General features: G+C 70.8%; 2 protein-coding genes. Both read right to left on the bottom strand.

The annotated features are described in order from the left end of the window. Window positions 1–21: 21 nt before the first annotated feature. Window positions 22–21,090, bottom strand: coding sequence for an SDR family NAD(P)-dependent oxidoreductase (locus tag ACFQVD_RS15185; RefSeq protein ID WP_386368536.1), 21,069 nt, complete (start codon window positions 21,088–21,090; stop codon window positions 22–24). After that, window positions 20,988–23,531, bottom strand: a complete 2,544-nt coding sequence (locus ACFQVD_RS15190; protein WP_386368538.1) for a type I polyketide synthase — start codon at window positions 23,529–23,531, stop codon at window positions 20,988–20,990. Before ACFQVD_RS15190 ends, ACFQVD_RS15185 begins: the two co-directional genes overlap by 103 nt. Window positions 23,532–23,598: the final 67 nt, after the last annotated feature.

The following is a 23,598-nucleotide window of genomic DNA, read 5'->3' on the forward strand; positions in this document are numbered from 1 at the left end:
TGCTCCAAGGCGAGCTGGAGGTCACAGTTCTTTCAGGTGACCCAGTTCGCTTTCGATGAAGCCGAGGATGTCCTCGGTACTCGCCGATTCGAGCATGTCCTCGACAGCGATTTCACTAGTTTCTGAGCCGCTCCCGCTCACCTTCCCCAGCAACTGCCGGAGCCGCGTCGCGATGCCGTTCCGAGTGATCTCGTCAATCGTGTCCTCGGAAAGGGCGACCTCGAATCGGTCGAGATCGGCCAGCAACGACGGCTTCGCGACCTCGGTCTCCCCGGGAGCGATCTCCGCGAGGAGGTGTTCGGCGAGGGCCGTGGGCGTGGGGTAGTCGAAGACGAGGGTGGAGGGCAGGCGCAGCCCGGTGGCGGCGTTGAGCCGGTTGCGCAACTCGATCGCGGTCAGTGAGTCGAAGCCCAGCTCGCGGAACTCGCGCCGTACTTCCACCGCCGCGGAGTCGGGGTGTCCGAGTACGGCGGCGGCCTGGGTGCGAACCAGGTCGATCAGCACCCGGATCCGCTTGGCGGCGGCCAGGCCGGCCAGCTGCCGGGACAGTGCCACGCCCGCACCACCGTCTCCGGCGGCCGACGACGCGGCGGCGGTACGACGGGTCCCGCGCACCAGCCCGCGGAACAGCGGCGGCACCTGCTCTTGCGGCAGTGCGGGCGGGTTCAGCCGTACCGGGACCACCAGCGGCGCATCCGAGTCGATGGCCGCGTCGAACAGGGCCAGCCCCTGCTCGGTGGTGATCGGCGGCAACCCGGCGGCGGTCATCCGCTGCACATCGGCCTGCGACATGGCCCCGGTCATCCCGGTGGCCTGCGCCCACAACCCCCACGCCAGCGACAACCCCGGCAACCCCTGCGCCCGACGCCGCGCCATCAACGCGTCCAACCAGGCATTCGCCGCCGCATAGTTACCCTGACCCGCACCACCCATCAACCCGGCCAGCGAGGAGAACACCACGAACCCCGCCAGATCCATCCCCTGGGTCAGCTCGTGCAGATGCCAGGCCGCGTCCACCTTCGGCCGCAACACCCCATCCAGCCGCTCCGGCGTCAACGAGGCGATCGTCCCGTCATCCAGGACTCCGGCCGCGTGGATCACCGCGGTCAGCGGATGCCCGGCAGCCACCCCGGCCAGCAGGCCGGCCACCGCGTCCCGGTCCGCCATGTCACAGGCGGCGATGGTGATCCGGGCACCCTGATCGCTCAGCTCCCGATGAAGCTCTGCCGCACCGGGGGCGTCGGGGCCTCGTCGGCCGGCCAGCAGCAGATGCCGCACCCCGTGCTCGGCCACCAGATGCCGGGCCACCTCCGCACCCAGACCACCGGTACCACCGGTGATCAACACCGTGCCCTCCGCATCCCACCGCCGGGGCATGGTCAACACGATCTTGCCCGTGTGCCTGGCCTGACTCATGAACCGGAACGCCTCCCGGCCCCGCCGCACATCCCACGCCGTCACCGGCAACGGCCGCAGCTCACCGGCGGCGAACAACCCCATCAGCTCGGCCAGGATCTGCTCCAGCCGCCCCGACCCGGCGTCCATCACGTCGAACCAGTGATACTCCAGCCCCGGGAAACTCCCCCGCTCACGAATGTCGAGCTTGCCCATCTCGACGAACCGGCCACCCGGACGCAGCAGTCGCGCCGAGGCGTCGATGAACTCACCCGTCAGCGAGTTCAGCACCACATCGATCCCGCGCTCACCACACACCTGGGAGAAGCGCTCCTCGAACTCCAGCGTGCGCGAGGAGGCGATGTGGTCATCCGGGATGCCCATCGAACGCAGCACCTCCCACTTGGCCGGACTCGCCGTGGCGAACACCTCCACGCCCAGCCGCTGGGCCAGCTGGATCGCCGCCATGCCCACACCGCCCGTACCGGCGTGCACCAGCAGCCGCTCACCCGCCCGCAACCCGGCCAGATCCATCAGCCCGTAGAAGGCCGTCAGGAACACCACCGGGATCGTCGCCGCCTCCTCGAAGGAGATCCCATCGGGGATCTGCACCAGGGTCGTGGCCTCGGCGACGACCACCGGGCCGAACCCGCCCTCGGCCAGACCCATCACCCGATCCCCCGGACGCAGGCCCTTCACCTCGGGACCGGCCTCCAGCACCACGCCGGCGATCTCGCCGCCCATCAGGCCGACCTTGTCCTGGAACCAGCCCAGTGCGTTCAACCCGTCCAGCAGGTCCCGGAAGTTCACCCCCGTCGCGTGCACCGCCATCCGCACCTGCCCGGCCTTCAGTGGCTCGGCCGCCTGCGGGAACGGAAGCAGCTCCAGCGCGTCCAGGCTGCCCTTGGCCCGGCTGCCCAACCGCCACGGCACCCCACCGGCCGGCGGCAGCAGACCCGCCCCCGAGGCCAGCGACGCCAGCCGCGGCACCCGCACCCCACCGTCACGCACCGCCACCTGCGGCTCGCCGGAAGCCAGCACGACGGGCAGCGCATCGAGCCGTACCGGCTCCTCGTCCACGTCGACCAGCACGAACCGGCCGGGGTTCTCCGACTGCGCGCTACGCACCAACCCCCACACCGCCGCAGCCGTCAGATCGGTGACCGCCTCACCCTCACCGGCCGCGATCGCACCCCGGGTGACGAACACCAGGCGCGAGTCGCCGAACCGCTCGTCGGCCAGCCACCCCTGCAACAGACCCAGCACCCCGGCGGTCACCGCACGCGCCGATTCCAGCACGCCGGTGTTCTCGGGGGAGCCGACGGTGAACGTCACCACGTCCGGTACCGGGTCCAGTGCGGCAAGGTCTCCGGTCATCTCGGCCACGCTCAGCCCGGCGGCCGATTCCGGCACCTCGGGCAGCGTGCTCCACTCCACCCGGAACAGCCCGTCCCGCTCCACGCCACGGCCGCCGCCGACGGCGAGCTGGTCGGTCGCGATCGGCCGCAGCACCAGCGAACGCGACGACAGCACCGGCTCGCCGGCAGCGTCCACCGCGGTCAGCGACACGGAGTCGTCACCCGTCTTGGCCAGCCGCACCCGCAGCATCGACGCGCCACCCGCGCGCAGGCTCACCCGGCCCCACGAGAACGGCAACCGGCCACCCTCGACCGGCTCCAGCCCGACGAACGGCACCGCGTGCAACGCCGCGTCCAGCAACGCCGGATGCATCCCGAACGAACCGACGTCACCGACCTGCTCGGGCAGCGCGACCTCGGCGAACACCTCGCCGTCGGCGCCGCACCAGGCGGCGCGCAGATTCTGGAAGACCGGGCCGTATTCGAACCCGCCCGCGGCCAGTTCCTCGTACAAGCCGTCCAGCTCGATAGCGGTCGTGCCCTGCGGGGGCCACACCGCGGCGTCGAACGGCGCGGTGTCCGCGGAACCGATGGTGTGGGTGCCTGTCGTGAAGGTGCCGGTGGCGTGCCGTACCCACGGAACGTCGTTTGCGGCCTCGGCCGATCGGGCGTAGATGTTCACGCTCCGGTGGCCCGTCTCCTGGGTGGCGCCCACCCACACCTGCACCGCGACGGCTTCGCCCTCGCCCAGCGTCAGCGGCGCGGTCAGGGTCAGCTCCTCCACCAGGTCGCAGCCGACCTGGTCGCCCGCCCGGATCGCCAGCTCAAGGAACCCGGTCCCCGGGAAGATCACTGTTCCCGACACCACGTGGTCGGCCAGCCACGGATGCGTCCGCACCGACAACCGCCCGGTCAGCAGCACACCGTCCGAGTCGGCCAGGCCCACGGCGGCGCCCAGCAGCGGGTGGCCGGCTGTCGCCAGCCCGGCCGCGGCCACGTTGCCCACGCCGGCTGTCACCCTCTTGGGCCAGAACCGCTGATGCTGGAAGGCGTACGTCGGCAGGTCGACCCGGCGAGCATCGGGGAAGACGGCCTGCCAGTCCACCGCCACCCCGTGCACGTGCAGTTCGGCCAGCGCCGTCATGAGCGCGATCCGCTCGTCTCGGTCCTTGCGCAGCACCGGCACCAGCACGGCGTCCGACGTGTGCACCTCCACCTCGGACTCGGCCGCGAGCGTGTCGACCGCCATCGCGGTCAGCACCCCGTCAGGCCCCAGCTCCAGATACGCCCGCACCCCCTGGGCGTGCAACGCGCGCACCCCGTCGGCGAACCGGACCGCACCACGCACCTGCTCCACCCAATAATCCGGCGAACACAACCGCTCGGCCGTGGCCGCCCGCCCGGTCAGGGTCGACACCACCGGGATCTGCGGCGCACCGTAGGTCAACGTCCGAGCCACCGCCCGGAAGTCCTCCAGCATCGGCTCCATCAACGGCGAATGGAACGCGTGCGACACCCGCAACCGCTTCGTCCGCACCCCCCGCTCCTCCAGCGCGGCAGCGACCTCAAGAACCGGCTGCTCGACCCCGGAGATCACCACCGAAGACGAACCGTTCACCGCCGCGACCGACACCTGCCCCTCACGCCCGGCCAGCAGAGCGGCGACCTCCTCCTCGGACGCCCGCACCGACACCATCGCCCCACCGGACGGCAACGCCTGCATCAACCGCGCCCGGCCCGCCACCAACGCACACGCGTCCTTCAGTGACAAAACCCCCGCCGCATGAGCCGCGCTGATCTCCCCGACCGAATGCCCCGCCAGCACACCCGGCCGCACCCCCCACGAGGACACCAACCGGAACAACGCCACCTCAAGCGCGAACAACGCCGGCTGCGCCCACCCCGTCCGATCCAGCAACCCCGCCTCCGCCGAACCCGGCTCGGCGAACAACACCCCACGCAACGACCCGCCAAGCAACGGATCCAGCTCCGCGACCACCTCGTCCAACGCCGCCGCGAACACCGGGAACCGCGCATACAACTCCCGGCCCATCCCCGCCCGCTGACTCCCCTGACCGGTGAACAACACCGCCAGCTTCGGCTCCGTCGCGGCCAGCCCGGCCACCACACCGGCCCCCGGGCGGTCCTCGGCGACAGCCCGCAGTCCGGCCAGCGCCTCCTCGCTGTCGGCCGCCAGCACCACCGCCCGGTGCTCGAACGCCGACCGCGTCGTGACCAGCGAGAAACCCACATCCGCCTGATCCAGCTCACCGTGCGCACTCACATACGCCGCCAGCCGCCGCGCCTGCTCACGCAGCGCCTCGCCACTCCTGGCGGACACCACCCACGGCACCACACCCGCAGCCGGCGCCCGGTCCTGGTCACGCGGCTCCGCCTCAGGAGCCTCCGGCCCCTGCTCCAGGATCAGATGCGCGTTGGTGCCGCTGATGCCGAACGAGGACACACCCGCCCGCCAGGGCCGGTCCACCTGAGGCCAGGACCTGGACTCGGTCAACAACTCCACCGCACCCGCCGACCAGTCCACATGCGACGACGGCTCATCCACATGCAACGTCCGGGGCAGCACACCATGCCGGAGGGCCATGACCATCTTGATCACACCCGCCACACCGGCCGCCGCCTGGGTGTGACCGATGTTCGACTTGATCGAGCCCAGCAGCAGCGGCCGATCCTCTTCCCGGTCCTGCCCATAGGTGGCCAGCAGTGCCTGCGCCTCGATCGGGTCACCCAGCGTCGTCCCGGTGCCGTGCCCCTCGATCGCGTCCACCTCGGCGGGCCTCAGGCCCGCGACGGCCAGCGCCTGGCGGATCACCCGCTGCTGCGACGGACCGTTCGGCGCGGTCAACCCGTTCGACGCACCGTCCTGGTTCACCGCCGAACCTCGCACCACCGCCAGCACCTGGTGCCCGTTGCGGCGCGCGTCCGACAACCGCTCCAGCACCAGCACGCCCACCCCCTCGGCCCAGCTCACCCCGTCGGCCGCGTCCGAGAAGGACTTGCACCGCCCGTCCCCGGCCAGCCCACCCTGCGCGCTGAAGTCGATGAACGCGCCCGGGGACGCCATCACCGTCACACCACCGGCCACCGCCAGCGAGCACTCCCCGTTACGCAGCGCCTGCGTCGCCAGATGAATGGCCACCAGCGACGACGAGCACGCGGTGTCCACCGTCACCGCCGGGCCCTCCAGGCCCAATGTGTAGGAGATCCGGCCGGACAGCACGCTTCCGGCGGTGCCGGTTCCCATGAAGCTCATCACGTCCGGAGGGAACTCAAGGCGCCCCGATCGGTAGTCGTGGTACATCATCCCGGCGAACACGCCGGTACGGCTGCCATGCAGCGAGACCGGGTCGATCCCGGCCCGCTCGATCGCCTCCCACGACACCTCCAGCAACTGCCGCTGCTGCGGGTCCATCGCCAGCGCCTCACGCGGCGAGATCCCGAAGAACCCCGGGTCGAACTCCCCCGCCTCGTGCAGGAACCCGCCCTCACGCACGTAACTGGTACCGCGACTCTCCCGATCCGGGTTGTACAACCCGTCGAGATCCCAGTCGCGGGTCGTCGGGAACCCGCTGATCCCGTCCCCACCCTCGGCCACCAGCCGCCACAGATCCTCGGCGGAATTCACCCCGCCCGGATAGCGGCAGGCCATGCTCACGATCACGATCGGGTCATCGGCCACCGGCGACAGCACCGGCGGCGCCGTGTCCGGGACTTCCGTCTGCGCACCCATCAGCTCGTCAAGCAGGTGTTTGGCCAGCACGGTCGGCGTGGGATAGTCGAACACCAGCGTGGCCGACAGGCGCAGACCCGTTGCGGCATTCAGCCGGTTCCGCAGTTCGATCACTGTGAGGCTGTCAAAACCGAGTTCACGGAACTCCCGCCGCACCTCCACCGTGTCCGGTGTGGCGTGCCCCAGCACCAGCGCCACCTCGGTCCGCACCACATCCAGCAGGACCTCGATGCGTTCCGCGGCACCCAGCGAAGCCAGCCTCTGCGGCAGCTTGCTCCGCACCTGCGGGGCGGCGGCCGTCGAGCGGCGTGCGGCGGGCAGCAGCCCGCTCAGCATCGGCGGCAGCTCCGCATGCGCCCGCAACGCCGGCATGTTCAGGCGGACAGGAGCCACCGCCGATTCACCGGACGCGATGGCCGCGTCGAACAACGCCATGCCCTGAGAGGGTGAGATCGGCAGCAGGCCACTCATGCTCCACCGCTGCACGTCCGCCTGCGACAACCGGCTGGTCATCCCGACGTCCTGTGACCACGGGCCCCAGGCCAGCGACACCGCCGGCAGTCCCGCGGCCTTCCGGTGCTGGACCAGCGCGTCCAGGAACGCGTTGCCCGCCGCGTAGTTGCCCTGTCCCGCCCCGCCGAACGTTCCCGCCACCGACGAGAACACGATGAACTCGGCCAGGTCCGCCTCCCGGGTGAGCTCGTGCAGATGCCAGGCGGCATCCACCTTGGGGCGCAACACTCCGCCCAGACGCTCAGGTGTCAGTGAGGCGATGATCCCGTCGTCCAGCACGCCCGCGGTGTGGATCACCGCGGCCAGCGGATGGTCGTTGTCCACCTGCGCCAGCAGCGCGGCGACCTGATCCCGCTCCGCCACATCACAGGGAGCGATGGTCACCTGAGCGCCTCGCGCTGCCAGCTCCCGCTCAAGCTCATGTGCGCCGTCCGCCTCGGGGCCTCGGCGGCTGGCCAGCAGCAGATGCCGCACCCCGTGCTCGGCCACCAGATGCCGGGCCACCTCCGCACCCAGACCACCGGTACCACCGGTGATCAACACCGTGCCCTGCGCATCCCACCGCCGGGGCATGGTCAACACGATCTTGCCCGTGTGCCTGGCCTGACTCATGAACCGGAACGCCTCCCGGCCCCGCCGCACATCCCACGCCGTCACCGGCAACGGCCGCAACTCACCCGCGGCGAACAACCCCATCAGCTCGGCCAGGATCTGCTCCAGCCGCCCCGACCCGGCGTCCATCACGTCGAACCAGTGATACTCCAGCCCCGGGAAACTCCCCCGCTCACGAATGTCCAGCTTGCCCATCTCGACGAACCGGCCACCCGGACGCAGCAGTCGCGCCGAGGCGTCGATGAACTCACCCGTCAGCGAGTTCAGCACCACATCGATCCCGCGCTCACCACACACCTGGGAGAAGCGCTCCTCGAACTCCAGCGTGCGCGAGGAGGCGATGTGGTCATCCGGGATGCCCATCGAACGCAGCACCTCCCACTTGGCCGGACTCGCCGTGGCGAACACCTCCACGCCCAGCCGCTGGGCCAGCTGGATCGCCGCCATGCCCACACCGCCCGTACCGGCGTGCACCAGCAGCCGCTCACCCGCCCGCAACCCGGCCAGATCCATCAGCCCGTAGAAGGCCGTCAGGAACACCACCGGGATCGTCGCCGCCTCCTCGAAGGAGATCCCATCGGGGATCCTGGCCCGGACCTTGTCGCTGGTGATCGCCATCGGGCCGAAGCCGCCCTCGACCAGGCCGACCACCCGGTCCCCCGGACGCAGATCCTCGACGCCGGGGCCGACCTCCAGCACCACCCCGGCGGCCTCGCCGCCCATCAGGCCGACCCTGTCCTGGAACCAGCCCAGCGCGTTCAACCCGTCCAGCAGGTCCCGGAAGTTCACCCCCGCCGCACGCACCGCCACCCGTACCCGCCCGGCCTCCAGCGGCTCGGCCGCCTGCGGGAACGGAAGCAGCTCCAGCGCGTCCAAGCTGCCCTTGGCCCGGCTGCCCAACCGCCACGGCACCCCGGCCGGCGGCAGCAGACCCGCCCCCGAGGCCAGCGACGCCAACCGCGGCACCCGCACCCCACCGTCACGCACCGCCACCTGCGACTCGCCGGAAGCCAGCACGACGGGCAGCGCGGACAGGGCGGTCTCGTACTCCTCCACATCGGCCAGCAGGAAGCGGCCCGGATTTTCCGCCTCGGCACTACGGACCAGTCCCCACACGGTGGCCGCAGCCGGGTTCGACACGGTCTCGCCGGCGTCGGTCGCGACCGCGCCCCGGGTAACGAACACCAGGCGCGAGCCGCTGAACCGCTCATCGGCCAGCCACCGCTGCAGCAGGTCAAGAACGCGTGTGGTCAGCGCGTGCGCCGACTCCACCACATCCGTGGAGTCAGCGACCTCGATTTCGACGGTCACCAGGTCAGGCATCCTGCCGAACGGCAGCTCCAGCGCGTCGAGGTCGCCGGTGAGCTCGGCCACCTCCAGCCCGATCACGGCGTCCACCGGGGAGACCGTCATCGGCGCGGCAACCCAGTCCAGCTGGAACAGCGAGTCCCGCTCCACCCCACGGTCGTGGGAGGCCGCGGCGAGCTGGCCGGTCGAGACCGACCGCAGCACCAAGGAGCGCGCCGACAGCACCGGCGCGCCGACGGCGTCCATCGCGGTCAGCGACACGGAGTCGTCACCCGTCTTGGCCAGCCGCACCCGCAACGCCGACGCGCCTCCGGCCTGCAGGCTCACGTCGCTCCAGGAGAACGGCAACCTTCCGCCCTCTGCCGCCTCCAGCCCGACGAAGGGCACCGCGTGCAACGCCGCGTCCAGCAGCGCCGGATGCAGCCCGAACGAACCCGCGCTCGACGCCGCCTGCTCAGGCAGGGCGACCTCGGCGAACACCTCACCGGCCGCACCGCGCCAGGCGGCTTTCATGCCTTGGAACACCGGCCCATAGCCGAGCCCGCCCTCGGCGAGCCGGTCGTACAGCCCGTCCAGCTCGATCACAGTCGCCCCCGCCGGAGGCCACATCGTGGCATCGTCCCCGGCGGCCGGATCACCGGCCTTGGCGGAAGAACCCGTGGCCATCAGCATGCCGGTGGCGTGCCGTATCCACGGCGCGTGGTCCTCGGCCTCGGCCGGGCGGGCGTAGACGCTGAGCATGCGCCTGCCTGACTCGTCCGGGGCACCCACTGACACCTGCACCGCGACCGCGTCGTCCTCGCCCAGCACCAGCGGGGCGACCAGGGTCAGCTCCTCCACCCGGTCACAGCCGACCTGGTCACCCGCCCGCACCGCCAGCTCCAGGAACCCGGTGCCGGGGAACACCACCATCCCGCCCACGACGTGATCGGCCAGCCAGGCGTGCGACTGCGCGGACAACCGCCCGGTCAGCAGCACACCGTCGGAGTCGGCCAGTCGAACGGCGGCACCCAGCAGCGGATGCTCCGCCGCGGCCAGACCCAGGCCGCGGGCGTCCCCGACGCGCTTACCGGTCGGCCAGAACTGCTGCCGCTGGAAGGCATACGTCGGCAGCTGCACCCGGCGCCCACCCGTAAGCACCGCCCGCCAGTCGAGCGGTACCCCGTGCACATGCAGCTCGGCCAGCGCTGTCATGATCGCTGACTGCTCGTCGCGGTTTCTCCGCAGCACCGGCACCAGTACCGGGTTCGAATCCGCGTACCTGCCCGTGGTGACGTGGTGAGCGCTCGCGTCCTCGGCTACGTGGGGACGGGCAACCTCGTCCGCGTCGGCGAGCACCTTCAGGGTGTCGTCGGCCATGGCGGTGAGCACCCCGTCGGGGCCCAGCTCCAGGTAGGCCCGCACCCCCTGGTGGTGCAGGGCCCGCACGCCGTCGGCGAAGCGGACCGCGCCACGCACCTGGTCCACCCAGTAGTCCGGCGAGCACAGCTGCTCGGCCGCGGCCGCCTGCCCGGTCAGGGTCGACACCACCGGGATCTGCGGCGGGCCGTAGGTCAGCGTCCGAGCCACCGCCCGGAAGTCCTCCAGCATCGGGTCCATCAACGGCGAATGGAACGCGTGCGACACCCGCAACCGCTTCGTGCGCACCCCGCGCTCCTCCAGAGCGGCGGCGACATCGAGAACCGCCTCCTCCACCCCGGAGAGCACCACCGAAGACGGGCCGTTCACCGCCGCGACCGACACCTCACCCTCACGCCTGGCCAGCAGAGCGGCGACCTCCTCCTCGGCCACCTGCAGCGACACCATCGCCCCACCGGACGGCAACGCCTGCATCAACCGGCCCCGCGCCGCCACCAGCGCACACGCATCGCTCAGCGACAGCACCCCCGCGACATGGGCCGCGGTGATCTCCCCGATCGAGTGGCCGGCCAGCACGTCCGGCCTGACACCCCACGAGGACACCAGCCGGAACAGCGCCGTCTCCACCGCGAACAGCGCGGGCTGCGCCCACCCGGTCCGATCCAGCAGCTCCGCCTCGGCCGTGCCCGGCTCGGCGAACAACACCTCACGCAACGACCCGCCAAGCAGCGGGTCCAGCTCCGCGATCACTTCATCCAGCGCTGTCGCGAACACCGGGAAGCGGTCATACAGTTCCCGGCCCATCCCCGCCCGCTGACTGCCCTGACCGGTGAACAACACCGCCAACTGCGGCTCCGCCCCGGCCACCCCGCACACCACACCGGCACCCGGGCGATCGTCGGTCAGCGCCCCCAAACCGGCCAGCGCACCATCACGGCCCTCGGCCAGCACCACCGCCCGATGCTCGAACGCCGACCGCGTCGTGGCCAGCGAGAACGCGATGTCGGCCAGCCCCAGACCGGCATCGCCATCCACGAACGCCGCCAGCCGTTCGGCCTGCGCCCGCAACGCTCCTGCCGTGCGGCCCGACACCAGTACCGGCACCACACCCGACTCGGCTTCGCTCCGCGGAGTCTCCGGTCCCCGCCGTACCTCCTCGGTTTCGACCTCCGGGGCCTGCTCGATGATCACGTGCGCGTTGGTGCCGCTGATGCCGAACGAGGACACACCCGCCCGCCAGGGCCGGTCCACCTGAGGCCAGGACCTGGACTCGGTCAACAGCTCCACCGCGCCCGCCGACCAGTCCACATGCGACGACGGCGCGTCCACGTGCAACGTCCGGGGCAGCACCCCGTGCCGCATCGCCATGACCATCTTGATCACACCCGCCGCACCGGCGGCCGCCTGGGTGTGGCCGATGTTCGACTTGATCGAGCCCAGCAGCAGCGGACGGTCCTCGTCCCGGTCCTGGCCATACGTCGCCAGCAGCGCCTGCGCCTCGATCGGGTCACCCAGCGTCGTACCGGTGCCGTGGCCCTCGACCACGTCCACCTCGGCGGCGGTCAACCCGGCGCTGCCCAGCGCCTGGCGGATCACCCGCTGCTGCGAAGGACCGTTCGGCGCGGTCAACCCGTTGGACGCACCGTCCTGGTTCACCGCCGAACCGCGCACCACCGCCAGCACCTCATGGCCGTTGCGGCGCGCGTCCGACAACCGCTCCAGCACCAGCACGCCCACACCCTCGCCCCAGCTCACCCCGTCGGCCGCGTCCGAGAAGGACTTGCACCGCCCGTCCCCGGCCAGCCCGCCCTGCGCGCTGAAGTCGATGAACGCACCCGGCGTGGCCATCACCGTCACACCACCGGCCACCGCCAGCGAGCACTCCCCGTTACGCAGCGCCTGCGCCGCCAGGTGCATCGTGACCAGGGACGACGAACACGCGGTGTCCACCGTCATCGCCGGGCCCTCCAGGCCCAGCGTGTAGGAGATCCGGCCCGACAACACGCTCCCGGCATTGCCGATGCCGAAGAAGCTCATCACATCCGGCGGGAACTCCACGCTTGACGCGTAGTCGTGGTACATGATCCCGGCGAACACGCCGGTACGGCTGCCGCGCAGCGAAACCGGATCGATTCCGGCCCGCTCGATCGCCTCCCACGACACCTCCAGCAACTGCCGCTGCTGCGGGTCCATCGCCAGCGCCTCACGCGGCGAGATCCCGAAGAACCCCGGGTCGAACTCCCCGGCCTCGTGCAGGAACCCGCCCTCACGCACATAACTGGTCCCCCGGCTCTCCCGATCCGGACTGTAGAAGGCCGACAGATCCCAGCCGCGCGTCGTCGGGAACGACGAGATCCCGTCCCCGCCCTCGGTGACCAGCCGCCACAGGTCCTCAGGGGTGTTGACCCCACCTGGATAGCGGCACGCCATCGACACGATGACAACGGGGTCATCCGAGACCGATGCGAGCGTGGCCGGAATGATCAGGTCGGCCTGTTCGCCGAGCAGCTCGCCCAGCAAGAACTCCGCCAACACCACCGGCGTCGGATAGTCGAACACCAACGTCGCCGGCAACCGCAACCCCGTCGCGACATTCAACCGATTACGCAACTCCACCGCGGTCAGCGAATCGAAACCCAACTCCCGAAACTCCCGACGCACCTCCACCACCTGCGGCGAAGCATGCCCCAACACCACCGCCACCTGCGCCCGCACCAACTCCACCACGAACCGCACCCGATCAGCCTCACCCAACCCGGCCAACCGCCCCACCAACCCATCACCCACCACCGACACCGCCGACCGACGAACCCCACGCACCAACCCCCGCAACAGATGCGGCACCTCACCACCACCCCGCACCGCCCCCACATCAAACCGCGCCGCCACCACCACCGCAGCCCCCACCACACCCGCCGCCTCGAACAACCCCAACCCCTGCTCAGACGACAACGGCACCATCCCCGACCGCGCCATCCGCCGCATATCCACCTCACCCAGCCCACCGGTCATCCCGGCCTCCTGCCCCCAAGCACCCCACACCAACGACAACCCCGCCAAACCCTCCACACGACGCACCTGCACCAACGCATCCAAAAACGCGTTCCCCGCCGCGTAGTTACCCTGCCCCGCCCCACCGAACGTCCCCGCCACCGACGAGAACACCACAAACCCAGCCAGACCCATGTCACGAGTCAGCTCGTGCAGATACCAGGCCGCGTCCACCTTCGGCCGCAACACCGCGTCCAACCGCCCGGCCGTCAGTGACGGGATCGTCCCGTCATCCAGCACACCCGCGGTATGGATGATCGCGGTCAACGGATGATCGGCCGGAACCCGCGCCAGCAGACCCGCCACCTGATCGCGATCAGCCACATCACACGCGGCGATCTCCACCTCGACCCCATGCGCGACCAACTCCGCCCGCAACTCCACCGCACCCGGAGCCTCCAGACCCCGCCGACCGGCCAGCAGCAGACGCCGCACCCCCCGCTCGGCCACCACATGCCGCGCGAACAACGCCCCCAGACCACCCGTCCCACCAGTGATCAACACCGTCCCCTCCGGATCCCAGACCCGGACACCGCCCCCGTTCACATCAGAGCCGGGCGCCACCCGCGCCAACCTCGGCACCCGCACCTCACCATCGCGCACCGCCACCTGCGGCTCACCGGACGCCAACACCCCGGCCAACACCCCGGGCAGCACCGACCGTGAAGACTCCCGCCCATCCACATCGACCAGCACGAACCGGCCCGGATTCTCCAACTGCGCACTCCGCACCAGACCCCACACCGCCGCGGCCGCCACGTCCGCGACCACCTCCCCATCCCCCACCACGACCGCGCCCCGCGTGACGACCACCAGACGCGAATCTCCACACCGCTCATCGGCCAGCCACCCCTGCACCAAACCCAGAGCATCGGCGGCCAGCCCATGCGCGGACTCCACAACCCCACCCGCCGGATCCGACACCAGCCCGGCCACCACCACACCCGGCACCGGCCCCGTCTCCACCAACGACGCCAGATCCGGGTAAGCCGCGGCCGCTTGTCCGTCCCCCTGACATGCCCCGGCGACATCCAACACATCCAGGCCAAGCACCGCCACCGACACCGGGTCGGCCTCCGGTACACCGGCCATGGCCGTCCACTCCACCTGGAACAGTGCGTCCCCAACGGCACCGCCGCTGCCGGAGACGGCCAACCGCTCTGTTGCGGCCGGCCGCAGCACCAGCGACCGCGCCGACAGCACCGGCTCCCCGGCCGCGTCCACCGCGATCATCGAGACCGCGTCGCCTCGGGTCCTGGCCAGCCGCACCCGCAGCACCGACGCCCCGGCCGCGTGCAGGCACACTCCACCCCAGGAGAACGGCAACCGGCCACTCTCGGCGTCGCCCAGTCCGGCGAACGGCACCGCGTGCAACGCCGCGTCCAGCAGCGCCGGGTGCACCCCGAACGAACCCGCACTCGACGCCGCCTGCTCGGGCAGCACGACCTCGGCGAACACCTCGCCGTCGACGCCGCGCCAGGCCGCCGTCAACCCCTGGAACACCGGCCCGTAATCCAGCCCACCCTCAGCCAGCCGGTCGTACACCCCATCAAGCTCGATCACCGACGCACCCCTCGGCGGCCACACCGCCGTATCAAAATGCGTGACGACCTCACCGTCGGCCCCCGCGGCCTGCTTCCGATCCTCCTCAACGCCCGCCCCGGCGATGTGACCACCACTCGCCAGCACACCACCGGCATGCCGCACCCAACCATCGTGATCATCAGCTTCGGCCGGCCGGGCATAGACGCTCACCTCACGACGGCCCATCCCGTCCGCCGCTCCCACCCGCACCTGCACCGCGACAGCGTCGTCCGCGCCCAGCACCAACGGCGCGGTCAGGGTCAGCTCCTCGACCCGGTCGCAACCGACCTGATCCCCCGCCCGAATCGCCAGTTCCAGGAACCCGGTGCCGGGGAAGATCACCATCCCCGCCACCGCGTGATCCGCCAGCCACGGATGCGACCGCAACGACAGCCGCCCGGTCAGCAGCGCGTCATCGGAATCGGCCAGGCCCACCGCCGCGCCCAGCAGCGGATGGCCCGCCACAACCTGTCCCAGACTGCGGGCATCCGTGATCCGTCCACCACTCGGCCAGAACCACTGGTGTTGGAAGGCGTACGTCGGCAGCTCCACCCGGCGCCCACCAGCGAGCACCGACTCCCAGTCCACCCCCACCCCGTACACATGCAACTGAGCCAACGCCGACATGACCGACCACTGCTCATCACGGTCCCCGCGCAGCACCGGCACCACCACCGCGTCAGCCCCCGCCACCAGGTCCGCGACAGGCTGCTCCTCGGCGGCAAGGGTGTCCTGAGCCATCGCGGTCAACACCCCGTCAGGCCCCAGCTCCAGATACGCCCGCACCCCCTGGGCGTGCAGCGCGCGCACCCCGTCGGCGAACCGGACCGCGCCACGCACCTGCTCCACCCAGTAATCCGGCGAACACAACCGCTCGCCGGTGGCGGGTTCCCCGGTCAGGGTGGACACGATCGGGACCCTCGGCGCACGGTAGGTCAGGGTGCGGGCCAGGGCCCGGAAGTCCTCCAGCATCGGCTCCATCAACGGCGAATGGAACGCGTGCGACACCCGCAACCGCTTCGTCCGCACCCCCCGCTCCTCCAGCGCGGCAGCGACCTCAAGAACCGGCTGCTCGACCCCGGAGATCACCACCGAGGCCGGGCCGTTCACCGCCGCGACCGACACCTGCCCCTCACGCCCGGCCAGCAGAGCGGCGACCTCCTCCTCGGACGCCCGCACCGACACCATCGCCCCACCGGACGGCAACGCCTGCATCAACCGCGCCCGGCCCGCCACCAACGCACACGCGTCCTTCAGTGACAAAACCCCCGCCGCATGAGCCGCGCTGATCTCCCCGACCGAGTGGCCGGCCAGCACATCCGGCCGCACCCCCCACGAGGACACCAGCCGGAACAGCGCCGTCTCCACCGCGAACAGCGCGGGCTGCGCCCACCCCGTCCGATCCAGCAACCCCGCCTCCGCCGAACCCGGCTCGGCGAACAACACCTCACGCAACGACCCGCCAAGCAACGGATCCAGCTCCGCGACCACCTCGTCCAACGCCGCCGCGAACACCGGGAAACGGTTGTACAACTCCCGGCCCATCCCCGCCCGCTGGCTGCCCTGACCGGTGAACAGGAAAGCGAGCTGCGGTTCCGCCCCGGCCACCCCGGCCACCACATCCACACCCGGCAGGCCCTCGGCCAGCGCACCAAGACCGGCCAGCACACCATCACGATCAGCCGCGACCACCACCGCCCGATGCTCGAACGCCGACCGCGTCGTGGCCAGCGAGAACGCGATGTCGGCCAGGCCCGGACCAGGCTCATCGTCCAGGAACGACACCAGCCGCTCGGCCTGCGCCCGCAACGCCTCCACCGACCGGCCCGACACCAGCACCGGAACCACACCCGTAGCAGGCACCCGGTCCTGCGGAACCTCTTCGAGTTCCGGGGCCTGCTCGATGATCACGTGCGCGTTGGTGCCGCTGATGCCGAACGAGGACACCCCCGCCCGCCAGGGCCGGTCCACCTGAGGCCAGGACCTGGACTCGGTCAGCAGCTCCACCGCACCCGCCGACCAGTCCACATGCGACGACGGCTCATCCACATGCAACGTCCGGGGCAGCACACCGTGCCGCATCGCCATGACCATCTTGATCACACCCGCCACACCCGCGGCGGCCTGGGTGTGACCGAGGTTCGACTTGATCGAGCCCAGCAGCAGCGGACGGTCCTCGTCCCGGTCCTGGCCATACGTCGCCAGCAGCGCCTGCGCCTCGATCGGGTCACCCAGCGTCGTACCGGTGCCATGCCCCTCGACCACGTCCACCTCGGCGGGCTTCAGGCCCGCACCGGCCAGCGCCTGGCGGATCACCCGCTGCTGCGAAGGACCGTTCGGCGCGGTCAGCCCGTTGGACGCACCGTCCTGGTTGACCGCCGAACCCCGCAGCACCGCCAGCACCTGGTGCCCGTTGCGGCGCGCCTCCGACAACCGCTCCAGCACCACCACACCGATGCCCTCGGACCAGCTCGTGCCATCGGCCGCCTCGGCGAACGCCTTGCATCGCGCATCGTCGGCCAGGCCACCCTGCGTGCTGAAGTCGATGAACGCACCCGGCGACGCCATCACCGTCACACCACCGGCCACCGCCAGCGAGCACTCCCCGTTACGCAGCGCCTGCGCCGCCAGGTGCATCGTGACCAGCGACGACGAGCACGCGGTGTCCACCGTCATCGCCGGGCCCTCCAGGCCCAGCGTGTACGAGATCCGGCCCGACAACACACTCCCGGCATTGCCGGTACCGAAGAAGCTCATCACATCCGGCGGGAACTCAACGCTTGACGCGTAGTCGTGATACGACACTCCGGCGAACACACCGGTACGGCTGCCACGCAGCGACGCCGGGTCCATCCCCGCCCGCTCGATCGCCTCCCACGACACCTCAAGAAGGAGCCGCTGCTGCGGGTCCATCGCCAGCGCCTCACGCGGCGAGATCCCGAAGAACCCAGGGTCGAACTCCCCGGCCTCGTGCAGGAACCCGCCCTCACGCACATAACTGGTCCCCCTGCTCTCCCGATCCGGGCTGTACAGCGCTCCCAGATCCCAGCCGCGCGTCGTCGGGAACGACGAGATCCCATTTCCGCCCTGGGCCACCAACCGCCACAGATCCTCCGGCGAGGCCACCCCACCCGGGTAACGGCACGCCATGCCCACGATCACAATCGGGTCGTCCGCCGCCGGCACAACGGACGCGGGGATGATCAGGTCGGCCTGTTCGCCGAGCAGCTCGCCCAGCAAGAACTCCGCCAACACCACCGGCGTCGGATAGTCGAACACCAACGTCGCCGGCAACCGCAACCCCGTCGCGACATTCAACCGATTACGCAACTCCACCGCGGTCAGCGAATCGAAACCCAACTCCCGAAACTCCCGACGCACCTCCACCACCTGCGGCGAAGCATGCCCCAACACCACCGCCACCTGCGCCCGCACCAACTCCACCACAAACCGCACCCGATCAGCCTCACCCAACCCGGCCAACCGCCCCACCAACCCATCACCCACCACCGACACCGCCGACCGACGAACCCCACGCACCAACCCCCGCAACAGATGCGGCACCTCACCACCACCCCGCACCGCCCCCACATCAAACCGCGCCGCCACCACCACCGCAGCCCCCACCACACCCGCCGCCTCGAACAACCCCAACCCCTGCTCAGACGACAACGGCACCATCCCCGACCGCGCCATCCGCCGCATATCCACCTCACCCAGCCCACCGGTCATCCCGGCCTCCTGCCCCCAAGCACCCCACACCAACGACAACCCCGCCAAACCCTCCACACGACGCACCTGCACCAACGCATCCAAAAACGCGTTCCCCGCCGCGTAGTTGCCCTGCCCCGCCCCACCGAACGTCCCCGCCACCGACGAGAACACGATGAAGCCCGCCAGACCCATGTCACGAGTCAACTCATGCAGATACCAGGCCGCATCCACCTTCGGCCGCAACACCGCGTCCAGCCCCTCAAGGGTCAGCGACGGAATCGTGCCGTCATCCAGCACACCCGCGGTGTGAATCACCGCGGTCAACGGGTGATCGGCCGGAACCCGCGCCAGCAGACCCGCGACCTGATCGCGATCAGCCACATCACACGCGGCGATCTCCACCTCGACCCCATGCGCGACCAACTCCGCCCGCAACTCCACCGCACCCGGAGCCTCCAGACCCCGCCGACCGGCCAGCAGCAGACGCCGCACCCCCCGCTCGGCCACCACATGCCGCGCGAACAACGCCCCCAGACCACCCGTCCCACCAGTGATCAACACCGTCCCCTCCGGATCCCAGACCCGGACACCGCCCCCGTTCACATCAGAGCCGGGCGCCACCCGCACCAACCTCGGCACCCGCACCTCACCATCGCGCACCGCCACCTGCGGCTCACCCGAGGCCAGGAGCGCGGGCAGCACGTCAGACAAGGTCGCGAGCGAAGACTCCCGATCATCCACGTCGACCAGCACGAACCTGCCCGGATTCTCCGACTGGGCGGTGCGCACAAGTCCTTGCGCCGCAGCCACGACCGGGTCCGGCGCCGCTTCACCGTTCTCGCCGGCCACAACCCCGCACCGGGTGACGAACACCAGACGCGAATCGGCGAACCGGTCATCTGCCAGCCACCCCTGCAGCAAGCCCAGAACATCCGAGGTCAACTCGTGCGCCGACTCCACGACCCCGCCGGCTCGACCGGAGACCGCTTCCGCCACCACCACGCCCGGCACCGGAGCCGCCTCCGCCAGCGACAGCAGATCCGCATGAACCGGCGCCGAATCCCCGGCCGCGCGCAGCGCTCCGGCGACACCCAACGTGTCCGGGCCGAGCAGCGCCACCGGGAACGGATCGGCGTCCGGGAGATCGGTCAGCGGCGCCCACTCCACGCCGAACAGCGCGTCCCGCTCCGCCCCTCGGCCGCTTCCCGCAGCGGCGAACTGCTCAGCCGCGACCGGTCGCAGTTCCAGCGACCGCGCCGACAGCACCGGCTCCCCGGCCGCGTCCACCGCGATCACCGAGACCGCGTCGCCTCGGGTCCTGGCCAGCCGCACCCGCAGCACCGACGCCCCGACCGCGTGCAGGCACACTCCACCCCAGGAGAACGGCAACCGGCCACTCTCGGCGTCGTCCAGTCCGGCGAACGGCACCGCGTGCAACGCCGCGTCCAGCAGCGCCGGATGCACCCCGAACGAACCCGCACTCGACGCCGCCTGCTCGGGCAGCACGACCTCGGCGAACACCTCGCCGTCGACGCCGCGCCAGGCCGCCGTCAACCCCTGGAACACCGGCCCGTATTGGAACCCGGCCGCGGCGAACTGGTCGTACAACCCGTCCAACTCGATGACGGAGGCCCCTTGCGGCGGCCACATCACCGTCTCGAACGGCGCGGCGGCGCGGCCTCCGGCCGTCAGCACACCGGTCGCGTGCTCGACCCACGGCTCGTCATCGGCGGCCTCGGCCGTCCGGGCATAGACGCTCACCTCACGACGGCCCGACTCGTCCGCCGCTCCCACCCACACCTGCACCGCGACAGCGTCCCGCTCACCCAGCACCAGCGGCGTGGTCAGGGTCAGTTCCTCGATCACATCGCAGCCGACCTGGTCACCGGCCCGCACCGACAGCTCCACGAACACGCTGCCCGGCACCACCGCCGAACCCATCACCAGGTAATCGGCCAGCCACGGATGTGACCACAGCGACAACCGACCGGTCAGCAGCACCCCGTCGGAGCCGGCCAGACCGACCGCGGCCCCCAGCAACGGATGGCCCGTAGCCGCCAACCCGACAGCCGCCACATTCCCCACCCGTGAAGCGGCACCATCAGGCCAGAAACGCCGACGCTGGAAGGCGTACGTCGGCAGTTCCACCCGGCGCCCACCAGCGAGCACCGACTCCCAGTCCACCCCCACCCCGTACACATGCAGCTGAGCCAACGCCGACATGACCGACCACTGCTCATCACGGTCCCCGCGCAGCACCGGCACCACCACCGCGTCAGCCCCCGCCACCAGGTCCGCGACAGGCTGCTCCTCGGCGGCAAGGGTGTCCTGAGCCATCGCGGTCAACACCCCGTCAGGCCCCAGCTCCAGATACGCCCGCACACCCTGGGCGTGCAACGCGCGCACCCCGTCGGCGAACCGGACCGCACCACGCACCTGCTCCACCCAATAATCCGGCGAACACAACCGCTCGCCGGTGGCGGGTCCCCGGTCAGGGTCGACACCACCGGGATCTGCGGCGCACCGTAGGTCAACGTCCGAGCCACCGCCCGGAAGTCCTCCAGCATCGGCTCCATCAACGGCGAATGGAACGCATGCGACACCCGCAACCGCTTCGTCCGCACCCCCCGCTCCTCCAAAGCGGCGACGACCTCAAGAACCGGCCCCTCCACCCCGGAAAGCACCACCGAAGACGGACCGTTCACCGCCGCGACCGACACCTCACCCTCACGCCCGGCCAGCAGAGCGGCGACCTCCTCCTCGGACGCCCGCACCGACACCATCGCCCCACCGGACGGCAACGCCTGCATCAACCGCGCCCGGCCCGCCACCAACGCACACGCGTCCTTCAGTGACAAAACCCCCGCCGCATGAGCCGCGCTGATCTCCCCGACCGAATGCCCCGCCAGCACACCCGGCCGCACCCCCCACGAAGACACCAACCGGAACAACGCCACCTCAAGCGCGAACAACGCCGGCTGCGCCCACCCCGTCCGATCCAGCAACCCCGCCTCCGCCGAACCCGGCTCGGCGAACAACACCCCACGCAACGACCCGCCCAGCAACGGATCCAGCTCCGCGACCACCTCGTCCAACGCCGCCGCGAACACCGGGAACCGCGCATACAACTCCCGGCCCATCCCCGCCCGCTGACTGCCCTGACCGGTGAACAGGAAAGCGACCTTGTCCCGCCACCCGCTCTGCCCCAGCAGGACGCTCGCACCCGACCGGCCCTCGGCCACGGCCCGCAACCCGGCCACGGCGTCCTCGCGAGCACCTGCCAGCACCGCCGCCCGGTGCTCGAAGACCGATCGTGCCGTGACAAGGGAGAAGGCCACGTCGGCCAGATCCAGGTCGGGTTCGTCGTCCAGGTATGACGCCAGCCGCTCGGCCTGCGCCCGCAGCGCCTCCGCCGTACGACCGGAAATCAGCATCGGGGCCACCGCCGCGGTCGCCGCCGGCCCCCGCTCCTCCGGTCCCGCCGCGATTCGGGTGTTCTTCGGCGCCTGCTCAATGATCACGTGGGCGTTGGTGCCGGTGAGGCCGAACGAGGACACCCCCGCCCGCCAGGGCCGGTCCACCTGAGGCCAGGACCTGGACTCGGTCAACAACTCCACCGCGCCCGCCGACCAGTCCACATGCGACGACGGCTCATCCACATGCAACGTCCGGGGCAGCACACCGTGCCGCATCGCCATGACCATCTTGATCACACCCGCCACACCGGCGGCCGCCTGGGTGTGACCGATGTTCGACTTGATCGAGCCCAGCAGCAGCGGCCGATCCTCCGGCCGGTCCTGACCGTAGGTGGCCAGCAGCGCCTGCGCCTCGATCGGGTCACCCAGCGTCGTACCGGTGCCATGCCCCTCGACCGCATCCACCTCGGCGGGCTTCAACCCGGCGCTGCCCAGCGCCTGACGGATCACCCGCTGCTGCGACGGACCGTTCGGCGCGGTGAAGCCGTTGGACGCGCCGTCCTGGTTGACCGCCGACCCGCGCAGCACCGCGAGTACCTGATGGCCGTTGCGCTGCGCGTCCGACAACCGCTCCAGCACCAGCATGCCCACACCCTCGGCCCACCCCGTGCCGTCCGCCGCGTCGGCGAACGCCTTGCACCGGCCGTCGGGCGCCAGCCCACCCTGCCGGGTGAACTCCACGAACGCGCCAGGGGTGCTCATCACGGTCACCCCGCCCGCCAGCGCCAGCGAGCAGTCACCGCTGCGCAGCGCCTGCGTCGCCAGGTGCAACGCCACCAGCGACGACGAACACGCGGTGTCCACCGTCACCGCCGGGCCCTCCAGGCCCAGCGTGTACGACAGTCGGCCGGAGGCCGCGCCCGCGCCCATGCCGGTCCCGACGTTGCCCTCGAGATCGGCCAGCGAGCTCACCATCAGGTAGGAGTAGTCCTGGCCGCTCATCCCGACGAAGACCCCGGTACGGCTGCCACGCAGCCGGGCGGCGTCGATCCCGGCCCGCTCGACGGCCTCCCACGACACCTCCAGCAGCAGCCGCTGCTGCGGGTCCATCGCCAGCGCCTCACGCGGCGAGATCCCGAAGAACCCGGGGTCGAAGTCCGCGATGTCGCGGACGAAGGCCCCCCTGTCGGTATCGCTTCGAGGCCGGCCCTCCGAATCACGACCCGACAGCATGTCGAGATCCCAGTCGCGGTCGGCCGGAAAGCCCGAGACGGCGTCACCGCCTTCGACGATCAGCCGCCACAGGTCCTCAGGGGAGGACACCCCGCCGGGGAACCGGCAGCTCATCGCCACGATGGCGATCGGCTCGGTGGTGACCGCGACCAGCTTCTGGTACTGACGCCGTAGCCGTTCGGCCTCCTTCATGGAAGTCCGGAGCGCCTGTACGACCTGCTCACTGGGCGTATCCATCACAGCCTCCGTACATCGGGCGGGGTCGGGAAACCTGCGGCCGACGTCACCGGTACCAGGACAACCA

The sequence above is a fragment of the Streptosporangium amethystogenes subsp. fukuiense genome (genome assembly GCF_042665875.1).
In the GTDB taxonomy this organism is placed as follows: Bacteria; Actinomycetota; Actinomycetes; order Streptosporangiales; family Streptosporangiaceae; genus Streptosporangium; species Streptosporangium fukuiense.

Excerpts from the sequence above, each read along its gene's own strand:
- ACFQVD_RS15190 (WP_386368538.1), bottom strand. The coding sequence starts at position 23,531 with ATGGATACGCCCAGTGAGCAGGTCGTACAGGCGCTCCGGACTTCCATG.